Origin of the sequence: Rhodanobacter ginsengisoli, assembly GCF_042657065.1 — a bacterium.
Lineage (GTDB): Bacteria > Pseudomonadota > Gammaproteobacteria > Xanthomonadales > Rhodanobacteraceae > Rhodanobacter > Rhodanobacter ginsengisoli.
This window is the reverse complement of record NZ_JBHSNF010000001.1, coordinates 959,749-984,839: the sequence shown is the minus strand read 5'-3', so window position 1 is coordinate 984,839 and position 25,091 is coordinate 959,749. Positions and strand designations below refer to the sequence as shown.

Annotated in this window: 24 protein-coding genes; 17 read left to right on the top strand and 7 right to left on the bottom strand. The window is 64.6% G+C overall.

Features of this window, described 5'->3' with window-relative positions; genetic code table 11:
• Positions 1-219: 219 nt before the first annotated feature.
• The 4 genes from rplT to thrS form a co-directional block, all read right to left on the bottom strand.
• A complete protein-coding gene (gene rplT, locus ACFPPA_RS04350) occupies positions 220-579 on the bottom strand; it encodes a 50S ribosomal protein L20 (protein WP_377317607.1) in 360 nt (119 codons plus the stop codon).
• Between the two features lie 16 nt (positions 580-595).
• Complete coding sequence (rpmI, locus tag ACFPPA_RS04345) at positions 596-793, bottom strand: 50S ribosomal protein L35 (protein WP_377317605.1); 198 nt, start codon at positions 791-793, stop codon at positions 596-598.
• Positions 794-1,069: 276 nt separating this feature from the next.
• Positions 1,070-1,594, bottom strand: coding sequence for a translation initiation factor IF-3 (gene infC / locus ACFPPA_RS04340; RefSeq protein WP_377319448.1), 525 nt, complete (start codon positions 1,592-1,594; stop codon positions 1,070-1,072).
• A 44-nt stretch (positions 1,595-1,638) separates the two neighbouring features.
• Complete coding sequence (gene thrS, locus ACFPPA_RS04335; RefSeq protein ID WP_377317603.1) at positions 1,639-3,540, bottom strand: threonine--tRNA ligase; 1,902 nt, start codon at positions 3,538-3,540, stop codon at positions 1,639-1,641.
• 260 nt (positions 3,541-3,800) lie between these two features.
• Here thrS and ACFPPA_RS04330 point away from each other — a divergent pair, with 260 nt between their 5' ends.
• Positions 3,801-4,808 carry an NAD-dependent epimerase gene (locus tag ACFPPA_RS04330; RefSeq protein ID WP_377317601.1) on the top strand — a complete coding sequence of 336 codons (1,008 nt, stop codon included), beginning with the start codon at positions 3,801-3,803 and terminating at the stop codon, positions 4,806-4,808.
• Between the two features lie 80 nt (positions 4,809-4,888).
• Here the strand turns inward: ACFPPA_RS04330 and ACFPPA_RS04325 are convergent, their stop codons facing one another.
• The 3 genes from ACFPPA_RS04325 to map all read right to left on the bottom strand — a co-directional run bounded on the left by ACFPPA_RS04325 (position 4,889) and on the right by map (position 8,907).
• On the bottom strand, positions 4,889-5,365 hold the full coding sequence (locus ACFPPA_RS04325; RefSeq protein ID WP_377319447.1) for a CopD family protein: 477 nt from the start codon (positions 5,363-5,365) through the stop codon (positions 4,889-4,891).
• A 56-nt stretch (positions 5,366-5,421) separates the two neighbouring features.
• The gene (gene glnD, locus ACFPPA_RS04320) at positions 5,422-8,067 is read right to left on the bottom strand and encodes a [protein-PII] uridylyltransferase (RefSeq protein ID WP_377317599.1); all 2,646 of its coding nucleotides are present in this window, start codon (positions 8,065-8,067) and stop codon (positions 5,422-5,424) included.
• 75 nt (positions 8,068-8,142) lie between these two features.
• On the bottom strand, positions 8,143-8,907 hold the full coding sequence (gene map / locus ACFPPA_RS04315; protein ID WP_377317597.1) for a type I methionyl aminopeptidase: 765 nt from the start codon (positions 8,905-8,907) through the stop codon (positions 8,143-8,145).
• A 328-nt stretch (positions 8,908-9,235) separates the two neighbouring features.
• Here map and rpsB point away from each other — a divergent pair, with 328 nt between their 5' ends.
• The 16 genes from rpsB (at position 9,236) to ACFPPA_RS04235 (ending at position 25,076) form a co-directional block, all read left to right on the top strand.
• Complete coding sequence (gene rpsB / locus ACFPPA_RS04310) at positions 9,236-10,090, top strand: 30S ribosomal protein S2 (protein ID WP_377317595.1); 855 nt, start codon at positions 9,236-9,238, stop codon at positions 10,088-10,090.
• A 99-nt stretch (positions 10,091-10,189) separates the two neighbouring features.
• Positions 10,190-11,071, top strand: coding sequence for a translation elongation factor Ts (gene tsf / locus ACFPPA_RS04305; protein ID WP_377317593.1), 882 nt, complete (start codon positions 10,190-10,192; stop codon positions 11,069-11,071).
• Between the two features lie 273 nt (positions 11,072-11,344).
• On the top strand, positions 11,345-12,067 hold the full coding sequence (gene pyrH / locus ACFPPA_RS04300) for a UMP kinase (protein WP_377317591.1): 723 nt from the start codon (positions 11,345-11,347) through the stop codon (positions 12,065-12,067).
• Between the two features lie 72 nt (positions 12,068-12,139).
• A complete protein-coding gene (frr, locus tag ACFPPA_RS04295) occupies positions 12,140-12,697 on the top strand; it encodes a ribosome recycling factor (RefSeq protein WP_377317589.1) in 558 nt (185 codons plus the stop codon).
• Positions 12,698-12,997: 300 nt separating this feature from the next.
• Positions 12,998-13,741 carry a polyprenyl diphosphate synthase gene (uppS, locus tag ACFPPA_RS04290; RefSeq protein WP_377317587.1) on the top strand — a complete coding sequence of 248 codons (744 nt, stop codon included), beginning with the start codon at positions 12,998-13,000 and terminating at the stop codon, positions 13,739-13,741.
• 8 nt (positions 13,742-13,749) lie between these two features.
• Entirely contained in the window at positions 13,750-14,568 is an 819-nt protein-coding gene (locus tag ACFPPA_RS04285; protein WP_377317585.1) for a phosphatidate cytidylyltransferase, read from the top strand.
• A 1-nt stretch (position 14,569) separates the two neighbouring features.
• The gene (locus ACFPPA_RS04280) at positions 14,570-15,745 is read left to right on the top strand and encodes a 1-deoxy-D-xylulose-5-phosphate reductoisomerase (protein WP_377317583.1); all 1,176 of its coding nucleotides are present in this window, start codon (positions 14,570-14,572) and stop codon (positions 15,743-15,745) included.
• Between the two features lie 36 nt (positions 15,746-15,781).
• Positions 15,782-17,128, top strand: coding sequence for an RIP metalloprotease RseP (gene rseP / locus ACFPPA_RS04275; protein ID WP_377317581.1), 1,347 nt, complete (start codon positions 15,782-15,784; stop codon positions 17,126-17,128).
• A gap of 202 nt (positions 17,129-17,330) precedes the next feature.
• Positions 17,331-19,748: an outer membrane protein assembly factor BamA gene (gene bamA, locus ACFPPA_RS04270; RefSeq protein WP_377317579.1), complete on the top strand. Its 2,418-nt coding sequence runs from the start codon at positions 17,331-17,333 to the stop codon at positions 19,746-19,748.
• Positions 19,749-19,867: 119 nt separating this feature from the next.
• Entirely contained in the window at positions 19,868-20,911 is a 1,044-nt protein-coding gene (lpxD, locus tag ACFPPA_RS04265) for a UDP-3-O-(3-hydroxymyristoyl)glucosamine N-acyltransferase (protein WP_377317577.1), read from the top strand.
• The gene (gene fabZ, locus ACFPPA_RS04260) at positions 20,904-21,377 is read left to right on the top strand and encodes a 3-hydroxyacyl-ACP dehydratase FabZ (protein WP_377317575.1); all 474 of its coding nucleotides are present in this window, start codon (positions 20,904-20,906) and stop codon (positions 21,375-21,377) included. The genes lpxD and fabZ overlap by 8 nt, the downstream gene beginning before the upstream one ends.
• Positions 21,374-22,162 (top strand): acyl-ACP--UDP-N-acetylglucosamine O-acyltransferase, encoded by a 789-nt coding sequence (lpxA, locus tag ACFPPA_RS04255; RefSeq protein WP_377317573.1) that lies wholly within the window; start codon positions 21,374-21,376, stop codon positions 22,160-22,162. The genes fabZ and lpxA overlap by 4 nt, the downstream gene beginning before the upstream one ends.
• A 61-nt stretch (positions 22,163-22,223) precedes the next feature.
• Entirely contained in the window at positions 22,224-23,438 is a 1,215-nt protein-coding gene (gene lpxB / locus ACFPPA_RS04250) for a lipid-A-disaccharide synthase (protein WP_377317571.1), read from the top strand.
• Positions 23,425-24,039: a ribonuclease HII gene (gene rnhB / locus ACFPPA_RS04245; RefSeq protein WP_377317569.1), complete on the top strand. Its 615-nt coding sequence runs from the start codon at positions 23,425-23,427 to the stop codon at positions 24,037-24,039. The genes lpxB and rnhB overlap by 14 nt, the downstream gene beginning before the upstream one ends.
• Before the next feature lie 149 nt (positions 24,040-24,188).
• The gene (locus ACFPPA_RS04240) at positions 24,189-24,377 is read left to right on the top strand and encodes a hypothetical protein (protein ID WP_377317567.1); all 189 of its coding nucleotides are present in this window, start codon (positions 24,189-24,191) and stop codon (positions 24,375-24,377) included.
• 159 nt (positions 24,378-24,536) lie between these two features.
• On the top strand, positions 24,537-25,076 hold the full coding sequence (locus ACFPPA_RS04235) for a TlpA family protein disulfide reductase (RefSeq protein WP_377317565.1): 540 nt from the start codon (positions 24,537-24,539) through the stop codon (positions 25,074-25,076).
• Positions 25,077-25,091 lie beyond the last annotated feature (15 nt).

Sequence of the window (25,091 nt, the reverse complement as noted above, 5' to 3'; positions counted from 1 at the left end):
TCGGGGAGAGGCCAGGGTGAGGGGCCACTCTTGCACCACCTTCGCATCGGGCGAGCTTGGATGAAGGTTGAGGCGAGCCCCGACCCTCACCTCAATCCTCTCCCAAGGGGAGAGGAGGCAATCGCAAAGAGCATTATCCATACGAAAACGGGGAGAAGGCTGTGGCCTCCTCCCCGCTTGCTTTACATCATATCGCGCCGGCGCCGGAGCGCCGGACGATCAAGCGGCCAGACTGGCCTTCGCTTTCTCGGCGATCACTTCAAACGCCTTGATGTCGTGCACGGCGATATCGGCCAGCACCTTGCGGTCGACGGCGATACCGGCCTTGCTCAGGCCATTGATCAGGCGGCTGTAGGACAGGCCGAACATGCGGGCCGCCGCATTGATGCGGACGATCCACAGCGCGCGGAACTGGCGCTTGCGCTGCTTGCGGCCGATATAGGCGTACTGGCCGGCCTTGATGACGGCCTGGTTGGCAACGCGGAAGACCTTGCGGCGGGCGTTGTAATAACCCTTCGCGCGACCGATAACCTTTTTGTGACGACGACGGGCGGTGACGCCACGCTTTACACGAGCCATGGTTTATCTCCTCGTCTTACAAGTACGGCAACATGCGCGCCACGCCCGGGGCGTCACACGCCTTGAGGTGGTTCTTGGCACGCAGGCCACGCTTCAATTTGGTCGACTTCTTGGTCAGGATGTGTGACCGGTAAGCGTGACCGCACTTGATTTTGCCCGACGCGGTCTTGCGAAAACGCTTCGCTGCCGCCCGGTTGGTCTTGATCTTGGGCATGGAACTGCTCCGTGTGTGGCGTCGTCTTGTTTGATGGGACGACCCCGTTTCTGACTGATCTGGCGGTGATCCAGTGGATCACTCTTTCCGTCCTGCCACGATCGGTGCACGACCCTTCCGGCGGGTCGAACCGGCGATTATACGGAATTCGCCACTCCGATACCAGTAGGAGCGCGCCCTGTGCGCGATGCTCTTCGTCGACCTGACAGAAAGAGCATCGCGCACAGGGTGCGCTCCTACATGCGGTGCCACACGGCGCCCGGGGCGCCGTGTCGCTTATTTCTTCTTGGGCCCGATCATCATGACCATCTGGCGGCCTTCCAGCCGCGGATAGGACTCGATCTGCCCATTCTCGCCGACGTCTTCCTGGATCTTCTTGGCCAGATTCTGGCCCAGGTCCTGGTGCGACATCTCGCGACCGCGGAAGCGGATGGTCACCTTGACCTTGTCGCCCTCTTCCAGGAAGCGAAGCATGTTGCGCAGCTTGATCTGGTAGTCGCCCACGTCCGTCACCGGCCGGAACTTCACTTCCTTGATCTCGACCTGCTTCTGCTTCTTCTTGGCCGCCTGGGCCTTCTTCTGGGCTTCGAACTTGAACTTGCCGTAATCCATGATGCGGCAGACCGGCGGATCGCCGTTCGGCTGGATCTCGACCAGATCCATGCCAGCCTCCTGCGCCAGCGCCAGCGCCTCGTCGCGTGTCAGGATGCCCAGCTGCTCGGCTTCGGCACCAATCACACGCACCCGCGGCACACGGATTTCCAGGTTACGACGATTGCCCTTGTTGTCGGTGGTTGCGATACCACGATCCTCCAGAAGAAGTAATGAAACAGACCGCTCGGCGCTCAACGCCGGGTTTCGGTCTCCAGTCGCTCGATGAAGTCGGCCAAAGGCATGCTGCCCAGGTCTTCGCCGGAACGGGTACGTACAGAAACCATCCCCGTCTCTTTCTCGCGATCACCGACCACGAGTAGATAAGGCACTTTCTGCATCGTATGTTCGCGGATTTTATAGCCGACTTTCTCGTTGCGCAAATCCGATTGTACCCGGAAACCTTTGTCGACAAGGGTTTGCGTCACTTGCTGGACGTAATCCGCCTGCGCATCGGTGATATTGAAGACCACCGCCTGTACCGGGGCCAGCCACGCGGGCAGCAGACCGGCGTGGTGTTCGATCAGGATGCCGATGAAACGCTCCATCGAGCCCACGATGGCCCGGTGCAACATCACCGGATGCTGCTTGTGCGAGTGTTCGTCGACATATTCGGCACCCAGCCGCTCGGGCATCATGAAGTCGACCTGCATTGTGCCGACCTGCCAGGCCCGGCCGATCGAGTCCTTCATGTGGTACTCGATCTTGGGACCGTAGAAGGCGCCCTCGCCCGGCAGCTCCTCCCACTGCACACCGGCGACGGACAATGCGGCGCGCAGGGCCGCCTCGGACCGGTCCCACACCTCGTCCGAGCCGATCCGCTTGTCCGGACGCAAGGCGATCTTCAGCGCGATGTCCTCGAACCCGAAGTCCGCGTAGACCTGCATCGCCTGCCGGTGGAAGGCGGTCACCTCGGGCTCGATCTGCGCCGCGGTGCAGAAAATATGGCCATCGTCCTGGGTGAACGCGCGCACCCGCATGATCCCGTGCAGCGCACCGGACGGCTCGTTGCGATGGCAACCGCCGAATTCACCGTACCGGATCGGCAGTTCGCGGTAGCTGTGCAGGCCGGTGTTGAACACTTGCACATGGCCCGGGCAATTCATCGGCTTCAGCGCGTAGGTGTGCTTCTCCGATTCGGTGAAGAACATGTTCTCGGCGTAGTTGTCCCAATGACCGGACTTCTTCCACAGCGACACGTCCAGCACCATCGGACACCGGACTTCCTGGTAACCGCTTTTCCGGTAGACGCCGCGCATGTACTGCTCGACCTGCTGCCAGATCGCCCAGCCATTCGGGTGCCAGAACACCATGCCGGGGCTTTCTTCCTGCTGATGGAACAGGTCGAGCTGCTTGCCGATCTTGCGGTGATCGCGCTTCTCGGCCTCCTCGAGCTGGTACAGATAAGCCTTCAGATCCTTGTCGTTGAGCCAGGCGGTGCCATAGATGCGGGTCAGCATGGCGTTGTTCGAATCGCCGCGCCAGTAAGCACCGGCCACCTTCATCAGCTTGAACGCGCGCAGCTTGCCGGTGTTCGGCACATGCGGACCACGGCACAGGTCGGTGAACTCGCCCTGCGAATACAGCGACAGCGGCTCGTCGGACGGAATCGACTCGATGATCTCGGCCTTGTAGTTCTCGCCCATGCCACGGAAGAACTTCACCGCTTCATCGCGCGACTTCACGCTGCGCGTCACCGGCAACTGCTCGGCGACGATCTTGTGCATTTCTGCCTCGATCTTCGGCAGGTCATCGGGGGTGAGCGGCCGCTCGAGCGCAAAGTCGTAATAGAAGCCGTTGTCGATCACCGGACCGATCGTGACCTGCGCGCCCGGATACAGCCGCTGCACCGCCTGACCCATCAGGTGCGCGGTGGAATGGCGAAGGATCTCCAGCGCCTCCGGGCTCTTGTCGGTGACGATCTGCAGGCTGGCGTCCTGGTCAATCAGGAAGCTGGCATCCACCAGCTGGCCGTCGACCTTGCCGGCCAGCGTCGCCTTGGCCAGACCGGCGCCAATCGCGGCAGCCACGTCCTGCACGGTAACCGGATGCTCGAACGGCCGCTTGCTGCCGTCGGGTAGCGTGATCTCAATCATGGGGACCTTTCTCTGAAAAGCAAAAAAGGGCATCCGCCCTTCTTCGAAAATAAAAAACACTGAGGCGTCGGGACAATCAGGAGTGGAAGCGTGTAGTTGCCATGTCGCACACTCGGCCCGGCGCGGAACGCAGGCCACCTTTGCAGTATTGGAGTTGCCGAAAAACTAGTTTAGCTCAGATCGGCTGTCAATCTTCACCCTCGCGGCCGTGCTGGCCAGCCTTCGACGATAGAATGGATCCGCCATCCCGAGGACAGCTCATGCGAATTCTGGTTACCGGCACCGCCGGCTTCATCGGCGCCGCCCTGGCGCAGCGTCTGCTTGCGCGTGGCGATGTGGTCCATGGCTTCGACAATCACAACGATTACTACGATCCCGCACTGAAGGAAGCCCGGCTGGCCTGTTTTGCCGACCATCCGAACTACACCCATCAGCGTGCCGATCTGGCCGATGCCGCCGCGGTCGATCAGGCCTTCGCCACCTTCAAGCCGCAGCGGGTGGTGAACCTGGCGGCGCAGGCCGGCGTGCGGTATTCGCTGCAGAATCCGCATGCCTACGTGCAGAGCAACCTGGTCGGCTTCGTCAACATCCTCGAAGCCTGCCGGCATGGCGAAGTCGGGCATCTCGTCTACGCTTCGTCCAGCTCGGTCTACGGCGCCAACCGCAAGCTGCCGTTCGCGGTGGAGGATGCCGTCGACCACCCGCTGAGTCTGTACGCGGCCAGCAAGAAGGCGAACGAGTTGATGGCGCATACCTACAGCCACCTGTACGGCCTGCCGACCACCGGGCTGCGCTTCTTCACCGTCTACGGGCCGTGGGGCCGGCCGGACATGTCGCCCATGCTGTTCGCCGACCGGATCAGCCGCGGCGAGCCGATCGATGTGTTCAACCATGGCCACCACAGCCGCGACTTCACCTACATCGACGACATCGTGGAAGGGGTGGTCCGCACACTCGACCACCCTGCCGAACCGGACCCCGGCTACAACCCGGACCGGCCGACCCCGGGCTCGTCGAATGCACCCTATCGCCTCTACAACATCGGCAACGATCGGCCGGTGCAACTGATGCGCTTCATCGAGCTGCTGGAACAGCAGCTCGGCCGCAGCGTGGAAAAACGCCTGCTGCCGATGCAGCCGGGTGACGTGGCCGACACCTGGGCCGACGTCTCGGCCTTGCGCCGTGACGTCGGCTATGCGCCGGACACCTCGATCGAGGATGGCGTGGCGCGCTTCGTGGCGTGGTATCGCGAGTACTTCGGGAAATGAGTGAAGAGGAGTGAGAAACAGAGACGCGGTTTTTCGCGCCCACCCTTTCTCCACTCACTTCTCGTTCCTCACTCCTGCTTTCAGAATGGTTTGGCAATCACCAGGTAGAGCACCCCGAACAGCACCAGCACGGGCAATTCGTTGAGCCAGCGCAAGGCCCGCCCCGACGGCAGGGCGCCACCGTTCGCGTGACGCTTCAGCAGGCGCCCGGTCCAGATGAAATAGGCCAGCAAGACCGCCACCAGGGTCAGTTTCGCGTCGATCCAGTGCATTCCCGTGGTGACGTTGGGCAACCGCGCAGGGAAGACCCGCCAGCCCTGCCACAACGCCACGCCGAACAGGAACGCCAGGCCGAACATGTTGTGGCCGAACTTGTAAAGCCGTCGCCCCATCAATAGCAGGCGCGCATGCACCGCCGGCTCGCCGGGACTCTCGGCCAGGTTCACCAGAATCCGCGGCAGGTAGAACACCGCGGCCATCCAGCCGACGACGAACAGCAGGTGCAGCGACTTGATCAGCAGATAGGTCACGACGGATTCACCGGCGGGCGCTGCCATACGCAGCGAGCGGAATGGTAACGCGAGCACGCCGGAGCACGTCGATGCTGCGGCACTCAGTCCATCGCCGGGCCGATCCGCGCCAGCAGGGCCTGCAGCAGGCGCTCCTGCTGGACTGCATCGAGTGGCGCGTTGTGGCGATCGGTGAGCTGGAAGAAATCCTCCACCCGCTCGCCGAACGTGGCGATGCGTGCATCGTGCACTCGCACATCGGTGCTCAGCATGACCTGCGCCACCGCCGCCAGCAGGCCGGGACGGTCAGCCCCGACCAGGGCCAGCTGGGTGCGGTCACCCGCGGCATGGAAGCTGATCTTCGGCGTCATCTGGAAATGTTTCTGGTGCCGCGACATGCCGCGCTTGCTCGGTTGCACCCCGGCCGATTGCGTGAGCGCGCGCTGCAGTCGCTGCTGCAGCTCTTCCGCCCGCGCCGCGCTGGCCGGCTGCTGGCTGTCGGCTTCGAGCAGCAGGAAGGTATCCAGCGCCATGCCGGTCGGCGAACTGAGAATGCGCGCCTCCATCACCGAAAAACGCAGCCGGTCCAGCACCGCGGTCACCGTGGCGAACAATCCGTCGCGATCGGGCGTGTAGACAAACAGCTCGGTGCTGCCGCGCACCGACAGCGGGTGCACCGCGACCAGCGGCACCTCGCCGTGGGCGCGCAGGATCGCCCCGGTCTGCCAGGCGATCTGCTCGGGACGGTGACGCAGGAAACTGAGCTGCGGGAAATCACCCCAGGCGCGGACCACGTCGGCCTCGGCGAAGCCCTCGTTCATCAGCAGCGCCAGCGCATATTCGGAGCATTCGTGCACCCGCACGCCGGCGTCGCGCGGCAGCTCGACGTCGCTGCGCAGCGCATAGCGGGTGGCGGTGTAGAGATCCGACAGCAGCCGGTCCTTCCAGCCGTTCCACAGCCGCGGACTGGTGCCGATGATGTCCGCGACGGTCAGCAGATACAGCTGGCCGAGCTGCTCGCGATCGCCCACGAGGTCGGCAAACCGGTGCACCACGTCCGGATCGGTGATGTCCTGGCGCTGCGCGGTGGTGCTCATCAGCAAGTGCCAGCGCACCAGCCAGGCGATCCGCTCGATATCGGCCGCGGGCAGGCCCAGCCGCAGGCAGAACGCGCGCGCGTCCTGCTCGCCGAGCACCGAATGGTCGCCGCCGCGGCCCTTGGCGATGTCGTGGAACAGGGCCGCCAGCAACATCACCTCCGGCTTGCGCAGACTGCCCCAGATCTCGCAGCCCAGCGGAAATTCCGGCCGTGCCGCCGGATCGGCGAACCGGGCCATGTTGCGCAACACGCGAAGGGTATGTTCGTCGACCGTGTAGACGTGGAACAGGTCGTACTGCATGCGCCCGAACACCTTGCCGAACGCCGGCAGGATCGCCGCCAGCAAGCCATGCCGGTTCATCCGCCACAGGGCCTCCACCGCCGGTGCGCCGCGCCGCAGCAGACACAGGAATGCCGCCAGCACCTCGTCATCCTGCGCCAGCGCATCGGCGTGGGCATCGGTGGCCTGGTGAATGCGCCGCATGGTGTCGGCGCTGAAGCCCAGCACGCCGGATTGATCCAGCCGCGCGATGAAGATCTCCACCAGCGCAACCGGCCGGCGCATGAACAACTGCGGATCACGTGCCGCCAGGCGCGCGCCGAAACGCACGAAATCGGCGCCTACCGGCTGTTCCTGGCCCGCCGGCTCCAGCATTTCCTCGAACCGTTCGGCGACCTGCACACCCAGCCGCTCGACCTGGCTGGCGGCGCGATAATAGCCCTGCATGAATTGCTCGACGCCGAGATTCTTCTCGTGCTCGTCCTCGAATCCCAGTCGCGTGGCCAGCGCACGCTGGTAGTCGAAAAGCAGCCGCTCCTCGGCCCGACCGGCCTCCAGGTGCAGCGCATAGCGATAACGGCGCAGGGTGGCCTCGGACTGTTCCAGCGCGGCCCGCTCGGCAGGATCGAGCAATCCCTCCACCACCATCTCGCCGAGGTCGGCGGCGTGCGCCAGCCGCCGCCCCATCCAGCGCAACGAATCCAGCGTGCGCAGGCCACCGGGGCCGTCCTTGAGGTTCGGCTCGAGGTTGTAGGCGGTGTCATCGTAACGGGCATGCCGGGCATCGCGCTCGGCCAGCCGCGCCGCCAGATACTCGCTCGGCGGCCACAGCGCCGGATCATCCACGATGGCGCGCAGGCGCGCGTCGAACGCCGGGTCGCCGGCCAGCCGGCGCGCGTCCAGCAAGCTGGTGAACACGCTGACATCCTGCGCCGCCAGCGTGCGGCATTGCGCCGGATCCCGCACGGCATGCCCCACCTTCAGGCCGATGTCCCACAAGGTGGCGAAGAACTGCTCCAGCGCACGCAGCCGGGTCGGCTCGGGGGCCGCCACCAGCGCCAGCAGATCCACATCCGAATAGGGAAACAGCAGGCCGCGACCGAACCCGCCGACCGCGAACAGCGTCGTGTCGCTGACCTCGCCGAGACAGGCCATCCACACGTGCGCCACCACCCGTTCGACCGATTCGCCACGCCGCCGGGCCAGTTCACTGGCATCGGCGCCATCGCGGAACGTGGTGGCCAGCGCCCGATCGACGTCGCCCAGCAGTTGCCGCAAGGCGCGGCGGGCTTCGGTGGAAACACCCGAGCGCGGCACCGCCACCGGCAGGCGCGGCAGCGGCGGCAGAACGGAACCTGGTGTCGGCGACATGCTGGGCGAAACTCCGTAGGCGCCTTGCGGCTCGGGCCGGAAGCGGCACCCCGGCCGCCCCTCTACCTCAGGCCGTCAAGCATCCGGCCACGGCGTGAGGATCTCGAAGCCGTCGTCGGTCACTGCCAGCGTGTGTTCCCACTGCGCCGACAGCGAATGATCCTTGGTCACCACGGTCCAGCCGTCCGGCAACTGCCGGGTCTGCGGCTTGCCGGCGTTGATCATCGGCTCGATCGTGAAGGTCATGCCCTTCTTCAGCTCGACACCGGTACCGGGCTTGCCGTAATGCAGCACCTGCGGTTCGTCGTGATAGACCTTGCCGATGCCGTGGCCGCAATATTCCTTGACCACGCTGAAACCGGCCGCCTCGGCATGCTGCTGGATCGCATGCCCGATGTCGCCCAGGGTGGCACCCGGGCGGACCGCCTGGATGCCGCGCATCATCGCCTCGAACGTGGTGTCGACCAGCCGCTTGGCCAGAACCCCGGGGGTGCCGACGAAATACATGCGGCTGGTGTCACCGTGCCAGCCGTCCTTGATCACGGTGACGTCGATGTTGACGATGTCGCCGTCCTTGAGCACCTTGCCCTCGTTCGGAATACCGTGGCAGATCACGTGGTTGACCGAGGTGCACAGGGTCTTGGGAAAGCCGTGGTAGCCGACATTGGCGGGAATCGCCTTCTGCACGTTGACGATGTGCTCGTAGGCGAGCCGGTCCAGCTCCTCGGTGGTGACCCCCGGTTTGACGTGCTCCTTGAGCATCGCCAGCACTTCGGCGGCCAGCTTGCCGGCGACGCGCATGCCTTCGAGGTCTTCCGGGTTTTTCAGGGTTATGGCCATGAATTCCACTCATAATGGCGGCAGAAGCTTTCAGCTCAAGTCATCGAGCATCCGGCGCAACTTGCCGCACTGCCGGCGTACCGGCTACAATTTCGGAGTTTTGCTGATCCGGCACAACCGTCTTGACGGCCAGCCAGCGCAAAGCGAACCGGGATTGTAACCCTCTGCGGTACAACACCCAAACCAACGCCACACACGTATCGGCACCGCCTTCGGGGTGCTGCGCCTGCCCACCATTGAAACGGGCAGCTCGCGGTCGAAGCCGGGGATGCGTGGAGGTCCCAACCCCCCGGTCTCCCTATCGAGACCATTGCAAGGAGTTACACCCATGGCCCAAGTCACCATGCGCCAGATGCTCGAAGCCGGCGTCCATTTCGGTCACCAGACCCGTTACTGGAACCCGAAGATGGCCCCGTACATCTTCGGCGCCCGCGGCAAGATCCACATCATCAACCTCGAGAAGACCCTGCCGCTGTTCACCGACGCGATGAATTTCCTGTCGGCGATGGCGCAGAAGCGCGGCACCATCCTGTTCGTCGGCACCAAGCGTTCGGCCCGTGAGCCGTTGGCCGAAGAGGCGGCACGCGCCGGCATGCCGTTCGTCACCTCGCGCTGGCTCGGCGGCATGCTGACCAACTTCCGCACGGTGAAGCAGTCGGTATCGCGCCTGAAGGAGCTGGAAGCGGCCGAGACCGACGGCAGCTTCGAGAAGCTGGTCAAGCACGAAGTGCTGGCCCGCCGCCGCGAGCGCGACAAGCTGCAGGCCTCGCTGGGTGGCATCAAGGACATGAACCGCCTGCCCGACGCCCTGTTCGTGATCGACATCGGCCACGAAGACATCGCCGTGCAGGAAGCCAAGAAGCTGGGTATCCCGGTGATCGCCGTGGTCGACACCAACTACAACCCGGAACTGGTCGATTACGCGATCCCGGGCAACGACGACGCGATCCGCGCGATCCAGCTGTATGCCCGTGCCGCCGCCGACTCGATCCTCGAAGGCAAGGCCGCCGCGCCGGCCGCCGCCCAGGGTGACGGCAACGACTTCGTCGAGCTGGACGAAGAAGGCAATCCGGTCGCCAAGGTCGACCGCCCGCGTCGCGATGCCGCCCCGAAGAAGGCCGCACCACGCCGCGACGGTGGCCGTGGCCCGCGCAACGATGGCGCGCCCGCCGCTGCCAAGTAAGCGCGACGACGGCGCTCAACCCGCCGTCGCATCCGCACGCGAGAACCGCGCGGTGGCGACTCGTCGCCACCGCGCAAACCAAGCATTAGAGGATTGACGATGAGCAATATTTCCGCCCAACTGGTCAAGGAGCTGCGCGAGCGGTCCGGCGCCGGCATGATGGAATGCAAGAAGGCACTGGTCGAGAACAGCGGCGACATCGACACCGCGATGGAATGGCTGCGCAAGTCCGGCCTGGCCAAGGCCGACAAGAAGGCCAGCCGCATCGCTGCCGAAGGTCGCATCGTGGCCGCCCAGGCCGCCGGCAAGGCCGTGCTGGTCGAAATCAACTGCGAGACCGATTTCGTCGGCAAGGATGACAGCTTCCTGAAGTTCAGCGACACCGTCGCCGACGTGGCGCTGAACTCCGGTGCCACCGATGTCGACGCGCTGAAGGCTGCCGCCTATCCGGGCGCCGGCAGTGTCGAGGAAGCAGCCAAGACCCTGATCGCCACCATCGGCGAGAAGATCGACGTGCGCCGCATGGCCCGCGTCGAGAGCGACGGCGTGATCGGCAGCTACGTGCACGGCGGCCGTATCGGCGTACTGGTGGCCCTCAACGGCGGCTCCGATGAGCTGGCCAAGGGCATCGCGATGCACGTGGCGGCGATGAACCCGGCGCATATCCGCGCCGAGGACGTGCCGGCCGAGTTCGTGGCCAAGGAAAAGGAGATCGCGCTGAGCCAGATGTCCGACAAGGACAAGGCCAAGCCGGCCGAAATCCTCGAGAAGATCATCTCCGGCAAGATCAACAAGATCGTGTCCGAAGTCACCCTGCTCGGCCAGCCCTATGTACTGGACACCAACATGACGGTGGCCGAGGCGCTGAAGAAGGAAGGCGCCGACGTGACCTCGGTGGCCCGCCTGGCCGTCGGCGAAGGCATCGAAAAGGTGGAAGAGGATTTCGCCGCCGAAGTGATGAAGCAGGCCGGCCTGGCTTGATCCGTCATCCCTGACGGGGTAGTCCGGCCATCCTTGGCTGGACTGTTCAGAAAGAGCTATCCCTGGCTGAAAGATCGGCCATCCTTGGTCGGACTATTGAAAGAGCGATGCTTCGAATGAAGGGCCACGGGAAACCGTGGCCCTTTTCGTTTGCGAGACCCCGGCCTGGCGGTGCAACTGCTCATTTCTCACTTCTCTCCACTCATTTCTCGTCCCTGCCGCCCCGCTCTCCACTACAATGCTGCTGTTTTGCCCCACACATACGGAAAATCCATGAGCGACCAGCCCAAGTACAAGCGCATCCTGCTCAAGCTTTCCGGTGAGGCATTGATGGGCGAGGCCGATTACGGCATCGATCCCAAGGTGATCGGCCGCCTGGCCGACGAGATCATCGAGGTGCAGAAGACCGGCGTGCAGATCGGTATCGTGATCGGCGGCGGCAACATTTTCCGCGGTGCCGGCCTGGCCGCCGCGGGCATGGACCGGGTCACCGGCGACCACATGGGCATGCTGGCCACCGTGATGAACGCGCTGGCGATGCAGGATGCGATCGAGAAGCGCGGCGGCTTCGCCCGCGTCACCAGCGCGATCCAGATTCACGATGTCGCCGAGGACTACATCCGCCGCCGCGCGATCCGCCACATCGAGAAGGGCCGCATCGTGCTGTTTGCCGCCGGCACCGGCAATCCCTTCTTCACCACCGACTCGGCCGCTGCACTGCGCGCGGTGGAGATCGGCGCCGACCTGCTGCTGAAAGCGACCAAGGTCGATGGCGTATATACCTCCGACCCGGCCAGGGACAGCCACGCCACCCGCTACGACCGGCTCGGCTATGACGATGTGATCGAGCGCAAGCTGGCAGTGATGGACACCGCCGCGATCGCCTTGTGCCGCGACCAGCAGATGCCATTGCGCATCTACGACATGACCGTGCCGGGCAACCTGATGCGGATCATGCGTGGCGAACCGATCGGCACCCTGGTCGACGGCTCCTGAATGCTTCCGCGGCAAGCGATGCCGCCACCGCTGCTATAATCGAACGTTGCCAGATTCGCCGGGAAACGACACATGCTCAATGACATCAAGAACGATGCCCAGACCCGCATGGGCAAGAGCATCGACTCGCTCAAGCACGACCTCACCCGCATCCGCACCGGCCGCGCGAGTACCGCGCTGGTCGACGGCATCAAGGTGCCCTATTACGGCGCCGACATGCCGTTGAGCCAGGTGGCATCGGTCTCGCTGGCCGACTCGCGCACGATCCTGGTCACGCCATGGGAGAAGACGATGGTGGCCCCGATCGAGAAGGCGTTGATGGCCTCCGATCTCGGCATCACGCCGACCACCGCCGGCACCGTGATTCGCCTGAACATGCCGCCGCTCACCGAGGAGCGCCGCCGCGAACTGGCCAAGCATGTCGGCCATGAGGGCGAGAATGCCAAGATCGCGATTCGCAACGTGCGCCGGGATGCGCTGCAGCAGGTCAAGGATCTGCTCAAGGAAAAGCTGATCACCGAGGACGAGGATCGCCGCGTGGACGACGAGATCCAGAAGCTCACCGATCGTGCGGTCAAGGACGTCGACGCCGTGGTCAAGGCGAAGGAAGAGGAGCTGATGGCGCTCTGAGCGCCATCGCGATCGCCATGCCAGGCGCCGAGGCCAAGGGATGTCCTGATCTATTCAGCGCAGGCGGCATGATATCCCGAAGGTTCGCAGGTGGGAGTGCGTGGCGCAGGCAAGGCTGTTTGCCTTGGCAAGCCGCGCGCTGCCGCATGCGGGCCTTCTGGATATCGCCCCATCATCATTTTCAAATCGTTGGGGCCGGCTCTGTCTGTCCACATCTCCGCGGCGCGCCTCCTCGTCAGGCGGACGCCTGCCTTCGTCCGCGCACCACGAATCTGCGAACAGACAGAATCGGTGACGCCTGTGCCGAATAGATCAGGACATCCCACAGTTCCGCGCCATATCGCCATCGTGATGGACGGCAACGGACGCTGGGCCAAGGCACGGCATCGTCCGCGCAGCTTCGGTCACAACGCCGGCCGCAAGGCGGTGCGAGAGGTGGTGGAGGCCTGCTTGCGCGAAGGCGTGCAGGCGTTGACCCTGTTCGCGTTCTCCAGCGAAAACTGGCAGCGGCCGCAAGACGAGGTGGGCGCGCTGATGGGCCTGTTCGTGCGGGCGCTGGACAAGGAAGTGGACGAGCTGCACGGCCATGGCGTGCGCCTGCGCTTCATCGGCGACCTGGGCGCGTTCGACGAGCCGTTGCGCCAGAGCATGCAGGCCGCAATGGCACATACCGCCGGCAACGACAGGCTGCAGGTGAACATTGCGGTCAGCTACGGCGGTCGCTGGGACATCGTGCAGGCCAGCCGCCGTGCCGCGGCTGCCGTGGCACGCGGTGAACTCCGCGTCGACGAGATCGACGAAACCCGCCTGGGCCAGTGGATGAGCCTGGCCGACCTGCCGCCGCTGGACCTGTTCATCCGCACCGGCGGCGAATGCCGCATCAGCAACTTCCTGCTGTGGCAGGTGGCCTACGCCGAACTGTACTTTACCGATACCTTGTGGCCCGATTTCGACCAGGCTTGCCTGCGCCAGGCCATCGAAGACTACGCCCGCCGCGAGCGCCGTTACGGCCGCACCGGTGAGCAGGTCGCCACTACCTCCTGAGGATTTCCATGCTGCTTCAGCGCACTTTGACCGCCCTGGTGCTCGCGCCACTGGTGATCCTGCTCATCCTGCTGTCGTCGACCGCCGTATTTGCGCTTGTCGTCACCCTGGCGTTCCTGGCTGCCCTGTGGGAATGGACCCAGCTGAGCGGACTGAAGAGCAATGCCTGGCGCATCGGCCTGCTGCTCGTATCGACCCTGGTGTTTGCCCTGCTGTGGTGGATGCGCGCCACCCCGCTGACCCCACTGCTGCTGGCCGCCGGTGTGGCCTGGTGGTTGCTGGCCTGTCTCTGGTTGCGTCACTTTGCATTCGGCGCGGCGCCGACCCGGGAAAATCTTGCACTCAAGCTGCTGGCGGGCGCATTCGTGATCTTTCCGACATGGGTGGCGCTGATCAGCATTCATGGCCGACTGGCTCACGGCCACTGGTGGATCCTGCTCGCGCTGGTGATTGTGTGGGCCTCCGACATCGGGGCCTATTTCAGCGGCCGCCGGTTCGGCAAGCGCAAACTGGCGCCGCAGATCAGTCCCGGCAAGACCTGGGCCGGCGCGTATGGCGCGATGCTGGCCGGCGTCCTGGTCGCCATGATCGGGGGCTGGCTGCTCGATGTACGCGATGCCCGACTGGTGGCGCTGGCGTTGCTGGCCGTCGTCACGGTGGCCGTGTCGATCGTCGGCGATCTGCTCGAAAGCCTGATGAAGCGACATGCCCAGGTGAAGGATTCCGGCACCCTCCTGCCCGGTCACGGCGGCCTGATGGATCGACTGGACAGTGTGTTTGCCGCGCTGCCGGTGTTCGCTGCCGGCCTGCTGCTGCTGGGGCTGTGAGATGAGGAACGTCGCCGTTCTCGGCGCCACCGGCTCGATCGGCGGCAATACGCTCGACGTGATCGCCCGTCACCCGGAGCGCTTTCGCGCCACCGTGCTGAGCGCGCACCGCCAGGTCGAGGCGCTGGTCGCCCTGTGCGTCCGGCATCGACCGCAACTGGCGGTGATCGCCGATCCCGCCCTGGAAGCCGAACTGTCGCGCCGGCTCGCTGCCGCCGGCGTGCGCTGCGAAGTGGCCAGCGGGCATGCCGCCTTGACCACCGCCGCGGCCAGCACGCTGTGCGACACCGTGGTGGCCGCGATTGTCGGCGCCGCCGGGCTGGATTCCACGCTGGCCGCCGCGCGTGCCGGCAAGCGGCTGCTGCTGGCCAACAAGGAATCCATCGTGATGGCCGGGCCGCTGCTGCTGGAAGCGGTGACCGCCGGCGGTGGCGCACTGATCCCGATCGATTCCGAACACAATGCGATCTTCCAGTGCCTGCCGGGCGGCCGGCCGGAGCTGATGCGGAGCGGCGTGCGCCGGCTCATCCTGACCGCCTCCGGTGGCCCGTTCCGCGGCCGCCGTCGCGAGGAACTGACCCGGATCACGCCCGATCAGGCCTGCAAGCATCCGAACTGGGTGATGGGTCGCAAGATCTCGGTCGACTCGGCCACCCTGATGAACAAGGGCCTGGAAGTGATCGAGGCGCACCATCTGTTCGGCGCGCCGGCCGAAGCGATCGAAGTGGTAGTCCATCCGCAAAGCCTGGTGCACTCGATGGTCGAGTACGTCGACGGCTCGGTGCTGGCCCAGCTGGGCAACCCCGACATGCGTACCGCGCTGGCTCACGCGCTGGCCTGGCCCGAACGGGTCGAGGCCGGTGTCGAGCCGCTGAACCTGGCCGCGAGCCCTGCATTGCAGTTCGAGGCGCCGGATCTGGCCACCTTCCGCTGCCTGGCGCTGGCCTTTCAGGCGCTACGCGCCGGCGGGGATGCCCCGGCCGTGCTGAATGCAGCCAACGAAGTCGCGGTGGAGGCGTTCCTGGCCGGTGCGCTGCCGTTCCTGTCGATTGCCGATGTGGTCGAGGCAGTCCTTGCGGAACTGCCGGCGCAAGCCGTGGTCGATGTTCAAGTGCTGGTAGAACGCGACCGGACGGCCCGTGAGGCGGCCCGGCGCGTGCTGCGCAATGCTTGCTGATATTCTTGCTCCGATGACTTTTGCCCCCGGTACTTGATGACTTCCTTTTTCGGCTCGGTGTTCTGGTTGCTGGTCACGCTTGGCGTGCTGGTAACTTTTCATGAATTTGGCCACTACTGGGTCGCGCGCCGCTGTGGGGTCAAGGTGCTGCGCTTCTCGATCGGTTTCGGCCAGGCGATCTGGAAACGCGTGGGCCGCGACGGCACCGAATACCAGATCGCCGCGATCCCGCTGGGCGGCTACGTCAAGATGCTCGATGCGCGCGAAGGCGAAGTCGACCCCGCCCTGCGCGACCAGGAGTTCACCGGCAAGCCGGTGTGGCAGCGGATCGCCATCGTGGCCGCGGGGCCGGGCTTCAATCTGATCTTCACGCTCGCCGCGTTCTGGCTGATGTTCATGCTCGGTCGCCCGGATGTCGCGCCGGTGGTGACGGCGACGCCGCAAAGCATGGCGGCGAAGGCCGGCATCCAGCCCGGCGATCGCATCCTCAGCATCAACGGGCAGGCCGTGGTCACCTGGACGGATTCGATGGATCTGGTGACCAATGCGTTGCTCGGGCGCACCCCCTTGCCGCTCACCGTGAGCGGCCGCGACGGCCACGCACGGGCATTGCTGCTGCCTTTGAACCAGCTGCCGGCCGGGCAGGATGTGGGGCAGTATCTGGGTGAACTCGGGCTGCAACTCGCACCGCCGCCAGCCATCGCGGCCACCGTGAAAACCGGCACGCCCGCTGCACTCGCTGGCATGCACGGCGGCGACCGCATCCTCAGCGTCAACGGCCAGCCGGCAAGCGACTTCGTTTCGCTCGGCAAGCTGATCCAGGCGGAAGCGGCCAAATCGCCCGCACTGTCCCTCGTGATCGAGCGCGCCGGTCGAGAGTTGCCACTGCAGGTCACCGCGAAATGGGAGTCGCTGGAAGGCCAGCCCACGCAGTGGATCCTCGGCATAGGCGCCCCGATGGCCGAACAAGCCACCGTCCACTATGGACCGATCAAGGCACTGGGTGCCTCGTTCGGCGCAACATGGCGCAATACCGCGCAGACCTTCGGCATGCTCGGCAAGATGCTGACCGGTGAAGCCTCGACCAGGAACCTGTCGGGCGTCATCGGGATTGCCGAGGTCGCCAATGCCTCGGCCAACATGGGCCTGGCCTGGTTCCTGCAATTCCTGGCGCTGGTGTCATTGAGCCTGGCGATCCTCAACCTGCTGCCGATCCCGGTTCTGGATGGCGGTCACCTTCTGTATTATGTTGTGGAGTTGATCAAGGGCAGCCCGGTCAGCGAACAGGTCATGGTCGTCGGCCAGTACATCGGACTGGCGCTGCTGTTCACCCTGATGGGGTTGGCGTTCTACAACGATATCCACCGCATGCTGCTGTCGTGACACGGATATTCGATGACAGCTGCATGTCGGCGCCACGTCTGTCCGTGTCAACATCAGGATGGCGTGGCGGCATGTCTGTCACCGAAAGCACTCCCTCTGCGGTGTGCAGATTCTCTTTTGAGGCAGGGCCTGTCCCTGCCTCTAGCGTTGATCGGAGCGGCCGCACTGGCCGTTCCATCGAAATAACCCAACGGAACCGACGATGAAGCGTATCGCCGCGCTGATCCTGCTTGCCTCCCTCTCCGCCAATGCGTTCGCGTTCGACCCCTTCGTGGTGTCGGATATCCGCATCGACGGTCTCAGCCGTATCTCGGCCGGCACGGTCTACAACTACCTGCCGGTGAACAAGGGTGACCGGCTGACCAGCGACGAGGCCCAACGGGCCATCCGCGCGCTGTATCGAACCAAGTTCTTCAGTGACGTGGAGTTCGATCGCGACGGCGACATCCTGGTGATCAAGGTGGTCGAGCGGCCGTCGATCGCCAAGTTGACCCTGCGTGGCAACAAGGACATCAAGACCGATGACCTGAAGAAGGGTCTCAAGCAGATCGGGCTCACCGAGGGCGAGACTTTCGACCGGCTCGCGCTGGACAACGTGCAGCAGGAACTGATCCGGCAGTACTACAACCGCGGCAAGTACAACGTCTCGGTCGACCCCCACGTGACCCGGCTGGATCGCAACCGCGTCGCCATCGACATCGAGATCCGCGAGGGCAAGGCAGCCAAGATCAAGGAACTGAACATCCTCGGCAACCATGCCTACTCCGACAAGCAGATCCGCAAGGAATTCGAGTCCAATACCAGCAACCTGATGTCGTGGTATTCGAAGGACGACCAGTATTCCCGCGAGAAGCTCTCCGGCGATCTGGAAAAACTGCAGTCCTACTACATGGATCGCGGCTACGCCGATTTCGGCGTCGACTCCACCCAGGTGGCGATCGCACCGGACAAACGCGCGATGTACATCGACGCGAGCATCAAGGAAGGCGAAATCTACAAGGTTTCCGACGTCAAGCTGCTCGGCGATCTGATCTTGCCTGAAGCGACCATGCGCCAGTTCGTGTTCATCAAGTCGGGCGACACATTCAATCGCGCTGCCATCGAGAACAGCAGCAAGGCGATCAAGGCGGTGCTGGCCAATATCGGCTATGCCTATGCCAAGGTCACCCCGATCCCGAAACTGGACAAGGAAAAGCGCACCGTCGACCTGACCATGTACGTGGAGCCGGGTCAGCGCGTTTACGTGCGCCGCGTGGTGTTCAACGGCAACACCAAGACCGAAGACAACGTGTTGCGCCGCGAGATGCGCCAACTCGAAGGCTCATGGTATTCGCAGGCGGCGATCGATCGCTCCAAGATCCGCCTGCAGCGGCTCGGCTACTTCAAGAAGGTCGATATCGACAAGAAGCTGGTGCCGGGCACCCTGGACAAGGTGGACATCAGCGTCAAGGTCGAGGAGCAATCCTCCGGCAGCGTGCAGTTCGGCGTGGGCTATTCGCAGTACTCCGGCATCATCCTGAACGCCTCGCTGTCGCAGAACAACCTGTTCGGCACCGGCGACAGCTTCTCGGTCAGCGGTTCGCGCAGCACCTATCAGACCAATCTTGGCCTCAACTACTACAACCCGTACCTGACCGACAACGGCATCGGCATCGGATACAGCGCCAGCTACTCGAAGACCGATTACGGCAATACCAACTTCGCCAACTACAGCACCAGCGCCAAGAGTTTCTCCACCTACCTCGGCATTCCGGTCACCGAGACGGACGGTATCCGGGTGGGGCTCGGCATCAGCAGCAACAAGGTCAATCTCATTCCGGGTTACAGCCCGCAGGCACTGGTCGACTACCAGAACCAGATCGGCAACAAGACCATCCATTCGTGGACAGGCACGCTGGGCTGGAATCACGATACCCGCAACGGTTACTGGGCCCCGACCCGCGGCGGCCTGATCTCCGCCACGACGGATATCGCCCTGCCCGGCTCGACCGTGCAGTACTGGAAACTGACTGCCGAGGCCAACCATTACTGGCCGATCGGCAAGGGTTTTGTGCTGTACCTGGATGGCCAGGTCGGCTACGGCAAGACCTATGGCAGCAATGGCATAAGCGATGCCGACTTCGCTGCACTGAAGACCGCCACAGACGCCGCCAGGCCCGGTTACGACATGCCGGACATGCGCCAGGATTTCCCGTTCTTTGCCAACTTCTACTCGGGCGGCGTGCGCGACGTGCGCGGTTTCCAGGACAATACGCTGGGACCGCGGGTCTGCATCGACGGCAGCACGCCGACGGCCAACGGCTTGTGCGGAACCGGTTATTACGCGCAGCCGATCGGCGGTGCGTTCAAGGTGCTGGGAACCGCCGAGGTCTACATTCCCTTGCCGTTCCTGAAGGACATCAACACCGCGCGCGTGTCCGTCTTCACTGACGTCGGCAATGCCTATCAGAGCTACCAGAGCTTCAATGCCAGCACCCTGCGCGCGTCGGCCGGTGTCTCGCTGCACTGGCAGGCGCCGATCGGCCCGCTGATCATCAGTCTGGCCGTGCCGTTCCGCACGCAACCCTCCGACAGCCATTACGAGGAGAGGATCCAGTTCACCTTCGGCAGCCAGTTCTGACCTGAGTCGAATGTCATGGCACCCGGAAAGCGCGGCCACGCCGCGCTTTCCTTTGTGCGCAGGCACACTGCACCAGGCGCCGCCACCGCCTACAATGGCCGGCAGAGTCCGGAGCAGACATGAGCGCAATCCATTACACGGTGGCCGAGCTGGCCGAACGGTTCGACCTGGCTTTCAACGGTGATGGCACCCGCATCATCAGTGGCGTCGGCACCCTGGCCGGCGCCAGCCCCGGTCAGTTGAGCTTCCTCGCCAACAGCAAGTACACCGGCCAGCTGGCGGCGACTCGCGCCGGCGTGGTCGTGCTCCGCACGGAAGACCTCGCCGACTGCCCGACGACAGCCTTGATCGCCAGGGATCCGTACGTCACTTATGCACGGATCGCCACGCTGTTCGAACGGATGCCGGCCGCTCCCCCGGGGGTTCATCCCAGCGCCGTGATCGCCCCCGGCGCGCGGATCAGCGACAGCGCCAGCATCGGCCCCTGCTGCGTCGTCGAGGACGGTGCCGTGATCGAGGATGGCGTCGTGCTCGGCCCGCATTGCATCGTGGGCGAGCAATGCACCGTCGGTGCCCACTCGCGGCTGGTCGGCAGGGTGACCCTGGTGACCCGGGTCACGTTGGGACGACGCGTACTGGTGCATCCCGGCGCGGTGATCGGTTCGGATGGTTTCGGCCTCGCATTCGATCGGGACGTTTCCGACCACGGCGGCTGGGTCAAGCTGCCGCAGCTCGGCGGCGTGCGCATCGGCGATGACTGCGAGATCGGCGCCAATACCACGATCGACCGCGGTGCACTGGAAGATACCGTGCTCGAGGAGGATGTGCGGCTGGACAACCAGATCCAGATCGCGCACAACGTGCATATCGGTGCACACACCGCGATGGCCGGCTGCGCGGCCGTGGCCGGCAGTGCGAAAATCGGCCGCTATTGCATGATCGGCGGCAACGCCGGCGTGCTTGGCCATCTGGAACTGGCCGATCGGGTTACCATTACCGCCAAGAGCCTGGTCACGCGTTCGATTCGCGAACCGGGCGAATATTCATCCGGCGTGCCATTGCAGGACAATCTGCAGTGGCGCAAGAACGCCGCACGCTTCAAGCATCTGGACGAGTACGCGCGCCGGTTGTCGGCGCTGGAGAAGGACAGCAACAATGAGTGATAAAAGCGGAATCCTGGCGTTGCCGATCAATGTGGAGCAGATCCAGCAATTGTTGCCGCATCGCTATCCGTTCCTGCTGGTCGATCGTGTGATCGAGATGGTGCCCGATTTGCATGTCGTCGCATTGAAGAACGCGACCATCAACGAGCAGTTCTTTCAGGGCCATTTCCCCGGCCACGCCGTGATGCCTGGCGTACTGATCATCGAGGCGATGGCGCAGGCTGCCGGCTTGCTGACCCAGTTGAGTCGCCGCATGAAGGGCGACAAGAGCAGTCCGTTGTTCTACCTGGTCAAGGTCGACAATGCCCGCTTCAGCGCGCCGGTGGTTCCCGGCGACCAGTTGCGCCTGGAAGTCACCCAGAAGCGCCTGGTACGCGGCATGGGCCTGTTCGTGGCGCGCACCGTGGTCGATGGCAAGGAAGTGGCGAGTTGTGAGCTGATGTGTGCGGCGAGGGCCGCGAAATGATCCACGCCGCACCGATTCACCCTACCGCGCTGATCGATCCTTCCGCCGTCATCGGTGCCAATGTCAGCATTGGTGCCTACAGCGTGATCGGTGCCGAAGTGGAAATCGGCAGCGGTACGGTCATCGGCCCGCATGTGGTGATCGAAGGACCGACCCGGATCGGTCGCGACAACCGCATCACCCAGTTCGCCTCGCTGGGCGGTGATCCGCAGGACAAGAAATTCGCCGGAGAGCGCACTGAACTGGTGATTGGCGATCGCAACCTGATCCGCGAATTCGCCACGATCAACCGCGGCACCGGCGACGGTGGCGGCGTCACCCGCATCGGCGACGACAACTGGGTACTCGCCTACGTGCACGTTGCGCACGACTGCCAGATCGGCAACCACGTGGTGTTCTCCAACTACTCGGCACTGGCCGGACATGTGGAGATCGGCGACTGGACGATCCTGTCCGGCTATTCCGGCGTGCACCAGTTCTGCAAGGTCGGCGCCCACGCCTTCATCGGCATGGGCTGCCTGGTCGGCCATGACGTGCCGCCGTTCGTGATGATGGCGAACGAGCAGCAGGGCCGCCCCCGTGGGATCAACAGCGAAGGGCTGAAGCGCCGCGGCTTCGATGCCACGCGCATTTCCGCGATCAAGCGTGCTTACCGCACCCTGTACATGGCGGGCCTGTCGTTGCCCGAGGCCCGCGAGAAGCTGGTCGAGCAGGCCCGCGAAAGCGATGACGTGCGCGCCATGCTCGACTTTCTCGATCACAGCGAACGGGCACTGGCCCGCTGACATGCGCGCAGCGCATATCGGCAAGTCGAACATGCGTTCCTGCTCCTGCGCGGGCTGAATCATGTCGTCAACGGAAACAGACTCCGCCCCGCTTGTCGCCCTCCTCGCCGGCGAAGACTCGGGCGACCAGCTCGGCGCCGACCTGATCGTTGCGCTGCGCCTGCGCTACCCGCATGCCCGCTTCGTCGGCATCGGCGGCGCCCGCATGCAGGCGCAGGGGTTCGAGTCCTGGCACGACATCCGCGAGCTTTCGCTGTTCGGCTTCAGTGAAGTGATCAGCCACCTGCCGCGGCTGCTGCGATTGCGCAGGTCTCTCGTCGCCCGTCTGCTGCAGGCAAGGCCGGCAGTGGTGATCGGCATCGACGCGCCGGACTTCAACCTCGGCGTGGAACAGCGCCTGAAGCAGGCCGGTCTGCGCACCGTGCATTACGTCAGCCCGTCGGTGTGGGCCTGGCGCGAAAAGCGCGCCGAGAAAATCGGTCGCAGCGCCCACCGCGTACTCTGCCTGTTCCCGATGGAACCGGCGATCTACGCCAGGCATGGCGTCGATGCCCGGTTCGTGGGCCATCCGCTGGCCGACCGCTTCGCGCTCGTGTCCGATCGCGTCGGCGCGCGCGATGCGCTGCAACTGCCGCAACAGGCGCCCGTGCTCGCCGTGCTGCCGGGTAGCCGGCCATCGGAAGTGGCGCGACTGGGGAAAATCTTCATCGAGGCCGCAAGCCGGGTCGCCGCCGCGCTGCCGGGACTGCGCATCGTGATACCGGCGGCCAATCCGCAGGTACATGCCCTGCTCGGCGAGCTGCTCGCCAGGCAGCCGCGCGGCGAGGCGACGCCCCTGCTGCTGGACGGCCATGCTCACGAGGCCATGCTGGCCGCCGATGTGGTACTGCTCGCTTCGGGCACCGCCACACTGGAAGCGATGCTGGCCAAGCGCCCGATGGTGGTCGGCTACCGGGTTGCGCCGACGAGCTACCGCATCGCCCGCGCCCTGAAGATGCTGAAAACCGATGTCTACGCGCTGCCCAACATCCTGGCGCGTGCCTGCGGCCTCGGCGAGGGATTGCTGGTTCCCGAACTGATGCAGGACGACTTCACCGCGGTCAACCTGGCGGCGGCCACGCTGGCGCTGTTCAAGGACAGCGAACGGCGCAGCGCGATCGTCGCCGCGTTCGAACAACTGCATCAGAGCCTGCGCGGGGGGCTGGAGGGTCACGCGGGAGATCGCGCGGCGGCGGCGATCGCCGAATTGATCGACGAGGAACATGGCCATCCGTAGCATCCCGGCGCCTGCCACGAACGCGCTTGTAGCGGGCGTGGACGAGGCCGGCCGCGGGCCGCTGGCCGGCCCACTCGCGGTGGCCGCGGTGATCCTCGATCCCCAGCGTCCCATCGCCGGGCTCAACGATTCGAAGAAACTCAGCGAAGCGAAACGCGAGGCCTTGTATCCGCAGATCATCGAACGCGCGCTGGCGTATTGCGTGGTGCTGATCGAACCGGACGAAATCGATCGCCTGAACATCTTCCAGGCCACCATGGCGGGCATGAGCCGCGCCGTGGCCGGCCTGGCACCCGCGGCCGATGAGGCGCTGGTCGACGGCAACAAGCTGCCGAAAGATCTGCCCTGCCGCGGTCGCGCGATCGTCGGCGGCGATGCCCTGGAACCGGCGATCAGCGCCGCATCGATCCTGGCCAAGGTCAGCCGCGACCGCCTGATGGTGGCGCTGGATACCATTCATCCCGGGTACGGTTTTGCCGTGCACAAGGGCTACCCGACGCCGGCCCACCTGGCCTCGCTGCAGCAGCTCGGGCCATGCGTGCAACATCGCCGCAGCTTCGCGCCGGTGCGGCTTCTGCTCGATCAGGCACGCCTGTTCTGATTGCCTGCTACGCCTCGACGAGCGTCATGGACGACATCCGCGGGATCTGCATAGCCCATCGGTCATGGCAACTTTTTCGGTCGTCGATGCATCTCCAGTAGCGGGGAATCCATCATTGGCACGGACGCCCGCTTGCCCGGAGTCGCACCATGACGTTGAAAGAAGAGCCTGCAGCCGCACCGTCGGCGGCATTCCTCGACCAGACGGCAGAGCCACCTGTCGCCGCCCCCGCAGAGCCGGCGGCTGCGCATGTCGACTATGACCTGCAGCCGCTGCGCGTACGCTGCCTCGAGCACTATCTGGAACGCCCCGACGAAGAGCGCTTTCACGTGCGCTGAGCCTCGCCATGGAACCTGACCCGCACGCCTGAGCCCACTGTCGTTGCCGGGGTTACCCGCACCACCGCTGCCGTTTGGCATCGGCGGGCGACCACCCACCCGTCGATGAATAAATCGCCGCCGCCGTTGCTATGCTGAGACAAACGGAGGGGGAGCGACATGCGCCGGACGGGTTTCGCACTATTTGCACTGCTGTACTGCCTTGCCGCTGCAGCTGGGGTCCAGCCCGGCGACACGCCGCCCGATTCACTGGGTACGACCCTGGGCGGAAAGTCCATGAGCCTGTCGTCGCTGCATGGCAAGGTCGTCGTCATCAGCTTCTGGGCGACATGGTGCGGCTACTGCATGAAGGAGATGCCGATACTGGCTGGCCTGCAATCCGTGGCCAGCTCGCGCTCGCTGCCGCTGCAGGTGGTATCGATCGATTATCGCGAAGACCGCGACACGTTCCGTCACAGCGCGCGGGTTTTGCACCGGCGCCTGCCGAATTTGTTGATCAACTGGGATCGCAAAGGCAAAGTGGGTGCACCTTACGGTGCCGCCGGTGGCATTCCGGTGATGGTGATGCTGCATCGCGACGGCACCGTGGCGCACATCCACGTCGGCTACGGCGAGGACATGCTGAATGGCCTGATCGACGAGATCAACAGCTTGATCAACGAGCCGGAACCGGCTCCGAAAGTGCTCGCCGCGCACTGAACGCAGGCGACGGAC

Excerpts from the sequence above, each read along its gene's own strand:
- rplT (WP_377317607.1), bottom strand. The coding sequence starts at position 579 with ATGGCTCGTGTAAAGCGTGGCGTCACCGCCCGTCGTCGTCACAAAAAG.
- rpmI (WP_377317605.1), bottom strand. The coding sequence starts at position 793 with ATGCCCAAGATCAAGACCAACCGGGCGGCAGCGAAGCGTTTTCGCAAG.
- thrS (WP_377317603.1), bottom strand. The coding sequence starts at position 3,540 with ATGATTGAGATCACGCTACCCGACGGCAGCAAGCGGCCGTTCGAGCAT.
- ACFPPA_RS04330 (WP_377317601.1), top strand. The coding sequence starts at position 3,801 with ATGCGAATTCTGGTTACCGGCACCGCCGGCTTCATCGGCGCCGCCCTG.
- ACFPPA_RS04325 (WP_377319447.1), bottom strand. The coding sequence starts at position 5,365 with ATGGCAGCGCCCGCCGGTGAATCCGTCGTGACCTATCTGCTGATCAAG.
- glnD (WP_377317599.1), bottom strand. The coding sequence starts at position 8,067 with ATGTCGCCGACACCAGGTTCCGTTCTGCCGCCGCTGCCGCGCCTGCCG.
- map (WP_377317597.1), bottom strand. The coding sequence starts at position 8,907 with ATGGCCATAACCCTGAAAAACCCGGAAGACCTCGAAGGCATGCGCGTC.
- rpsB (WP_377317595.1), top strand. The coding sequence starts at position 9,236 with ATGGCCCAAGTCACCATGCGCCAGATGCTCGAAGCCGGCGTCCATTTC.
- tsf (WP_377317593.1), top strand. The coding sequence starts at position 10,190 with ATGAGCAATATTTCCGCCCAACTGGTCAAGGAGCTGCGCGAGCGGTCC.
- pyrH (WP_377317591.1), top strand. The coding sequence starts at position 11,345 with ATGAGCGACCAGCCCAAGTACAAGCGCATCCTGCTCAAGCTTTCCGGT.
- frr (WP_377317589.1), top strand. The coding sequence starts at position 12,140 with ATGCTCAATGACATCAAGAACGATGCCCAGACCCGCATGGGCAAGAGC.
- ACFPPA_RS04285 (WP_377317585.1), top strand. The coding sequence starts at position 13,750 with ATGCTGCTTCAGCGCACTTTGACCGCCCTGGTGCTCGCGCCACTGGTG.
- ACFPPA_RS04280 (WP_377317583.1), top strand. The coding sequence starts at position 14,570 with ATGAGGAACGTCGCCGTTCTCGGCGCCACCGGCTCGATCGGCGGCAAT.
- rseP (WP_377317581.1), top strand. The coding sequence starts at position 15,782 with ATGACTTCCTTTTTCGGCTCGGTGTTCTGGTTGCTGGTCACGCTTGGC.
- bamA (WP_377317579.1), top strand. The coding sequence starts at position 17,331 with ATGAAGCGTATCGCCGCGCTGATCCTGCTTGCCTCCCTCTCCGCCAAT.
- lpxD (WP_377317577.1), top strand. The coding sequence starts at position 19,868 with ATGAGCGCAATCCATTACACGGTGGCCGAGCTGGCCGAACGGTTCGAC.
- fabZ (WP_377317575.1), top strand. The coding sequence starts at position 20,904 with ATGAGTGATAAAAGCGGAATCCTGGCGTTGCCGATCAATGTGGAGCAG.
- lpxA (WP_377317573.1), top strand. The coding sequence starts at position 21,374 with ATGATCCACGCCGCACCGATTCACCCTACCGCGCTGATCGATCCTTCC.
- lpxB (WP_377317571.1), top strand. The coding sequence starts at position 22,224 with ATGTCGTCAACGGAAACAGACTCCGCCCCGCTTGTCGCCCTCCTCGCC.
- rnhB (WP_377317569.1), top strand. The coding sequence starts at position 23,425 with ATGGCCATCCGTAGCATCCCGGCGCCTGCCACGAACGCGCTTGTAGCG.
- ACFPPA_RS04240 (WP_377317567.1), top strand. The coding sequence starts at position 24,189 with ATGACGTTGAAAGAAGAGCCTGCAGCCGCACCGTCGGCGGCATTCCTC.
- ACFPPA_RS04235 (WP_377317565.1), top strand. The coding sequence starts at position 24,537 with ATGCGCCGGACGGGTTTCGCACTATTTGCACTGCTGTACTGCCTTGCC.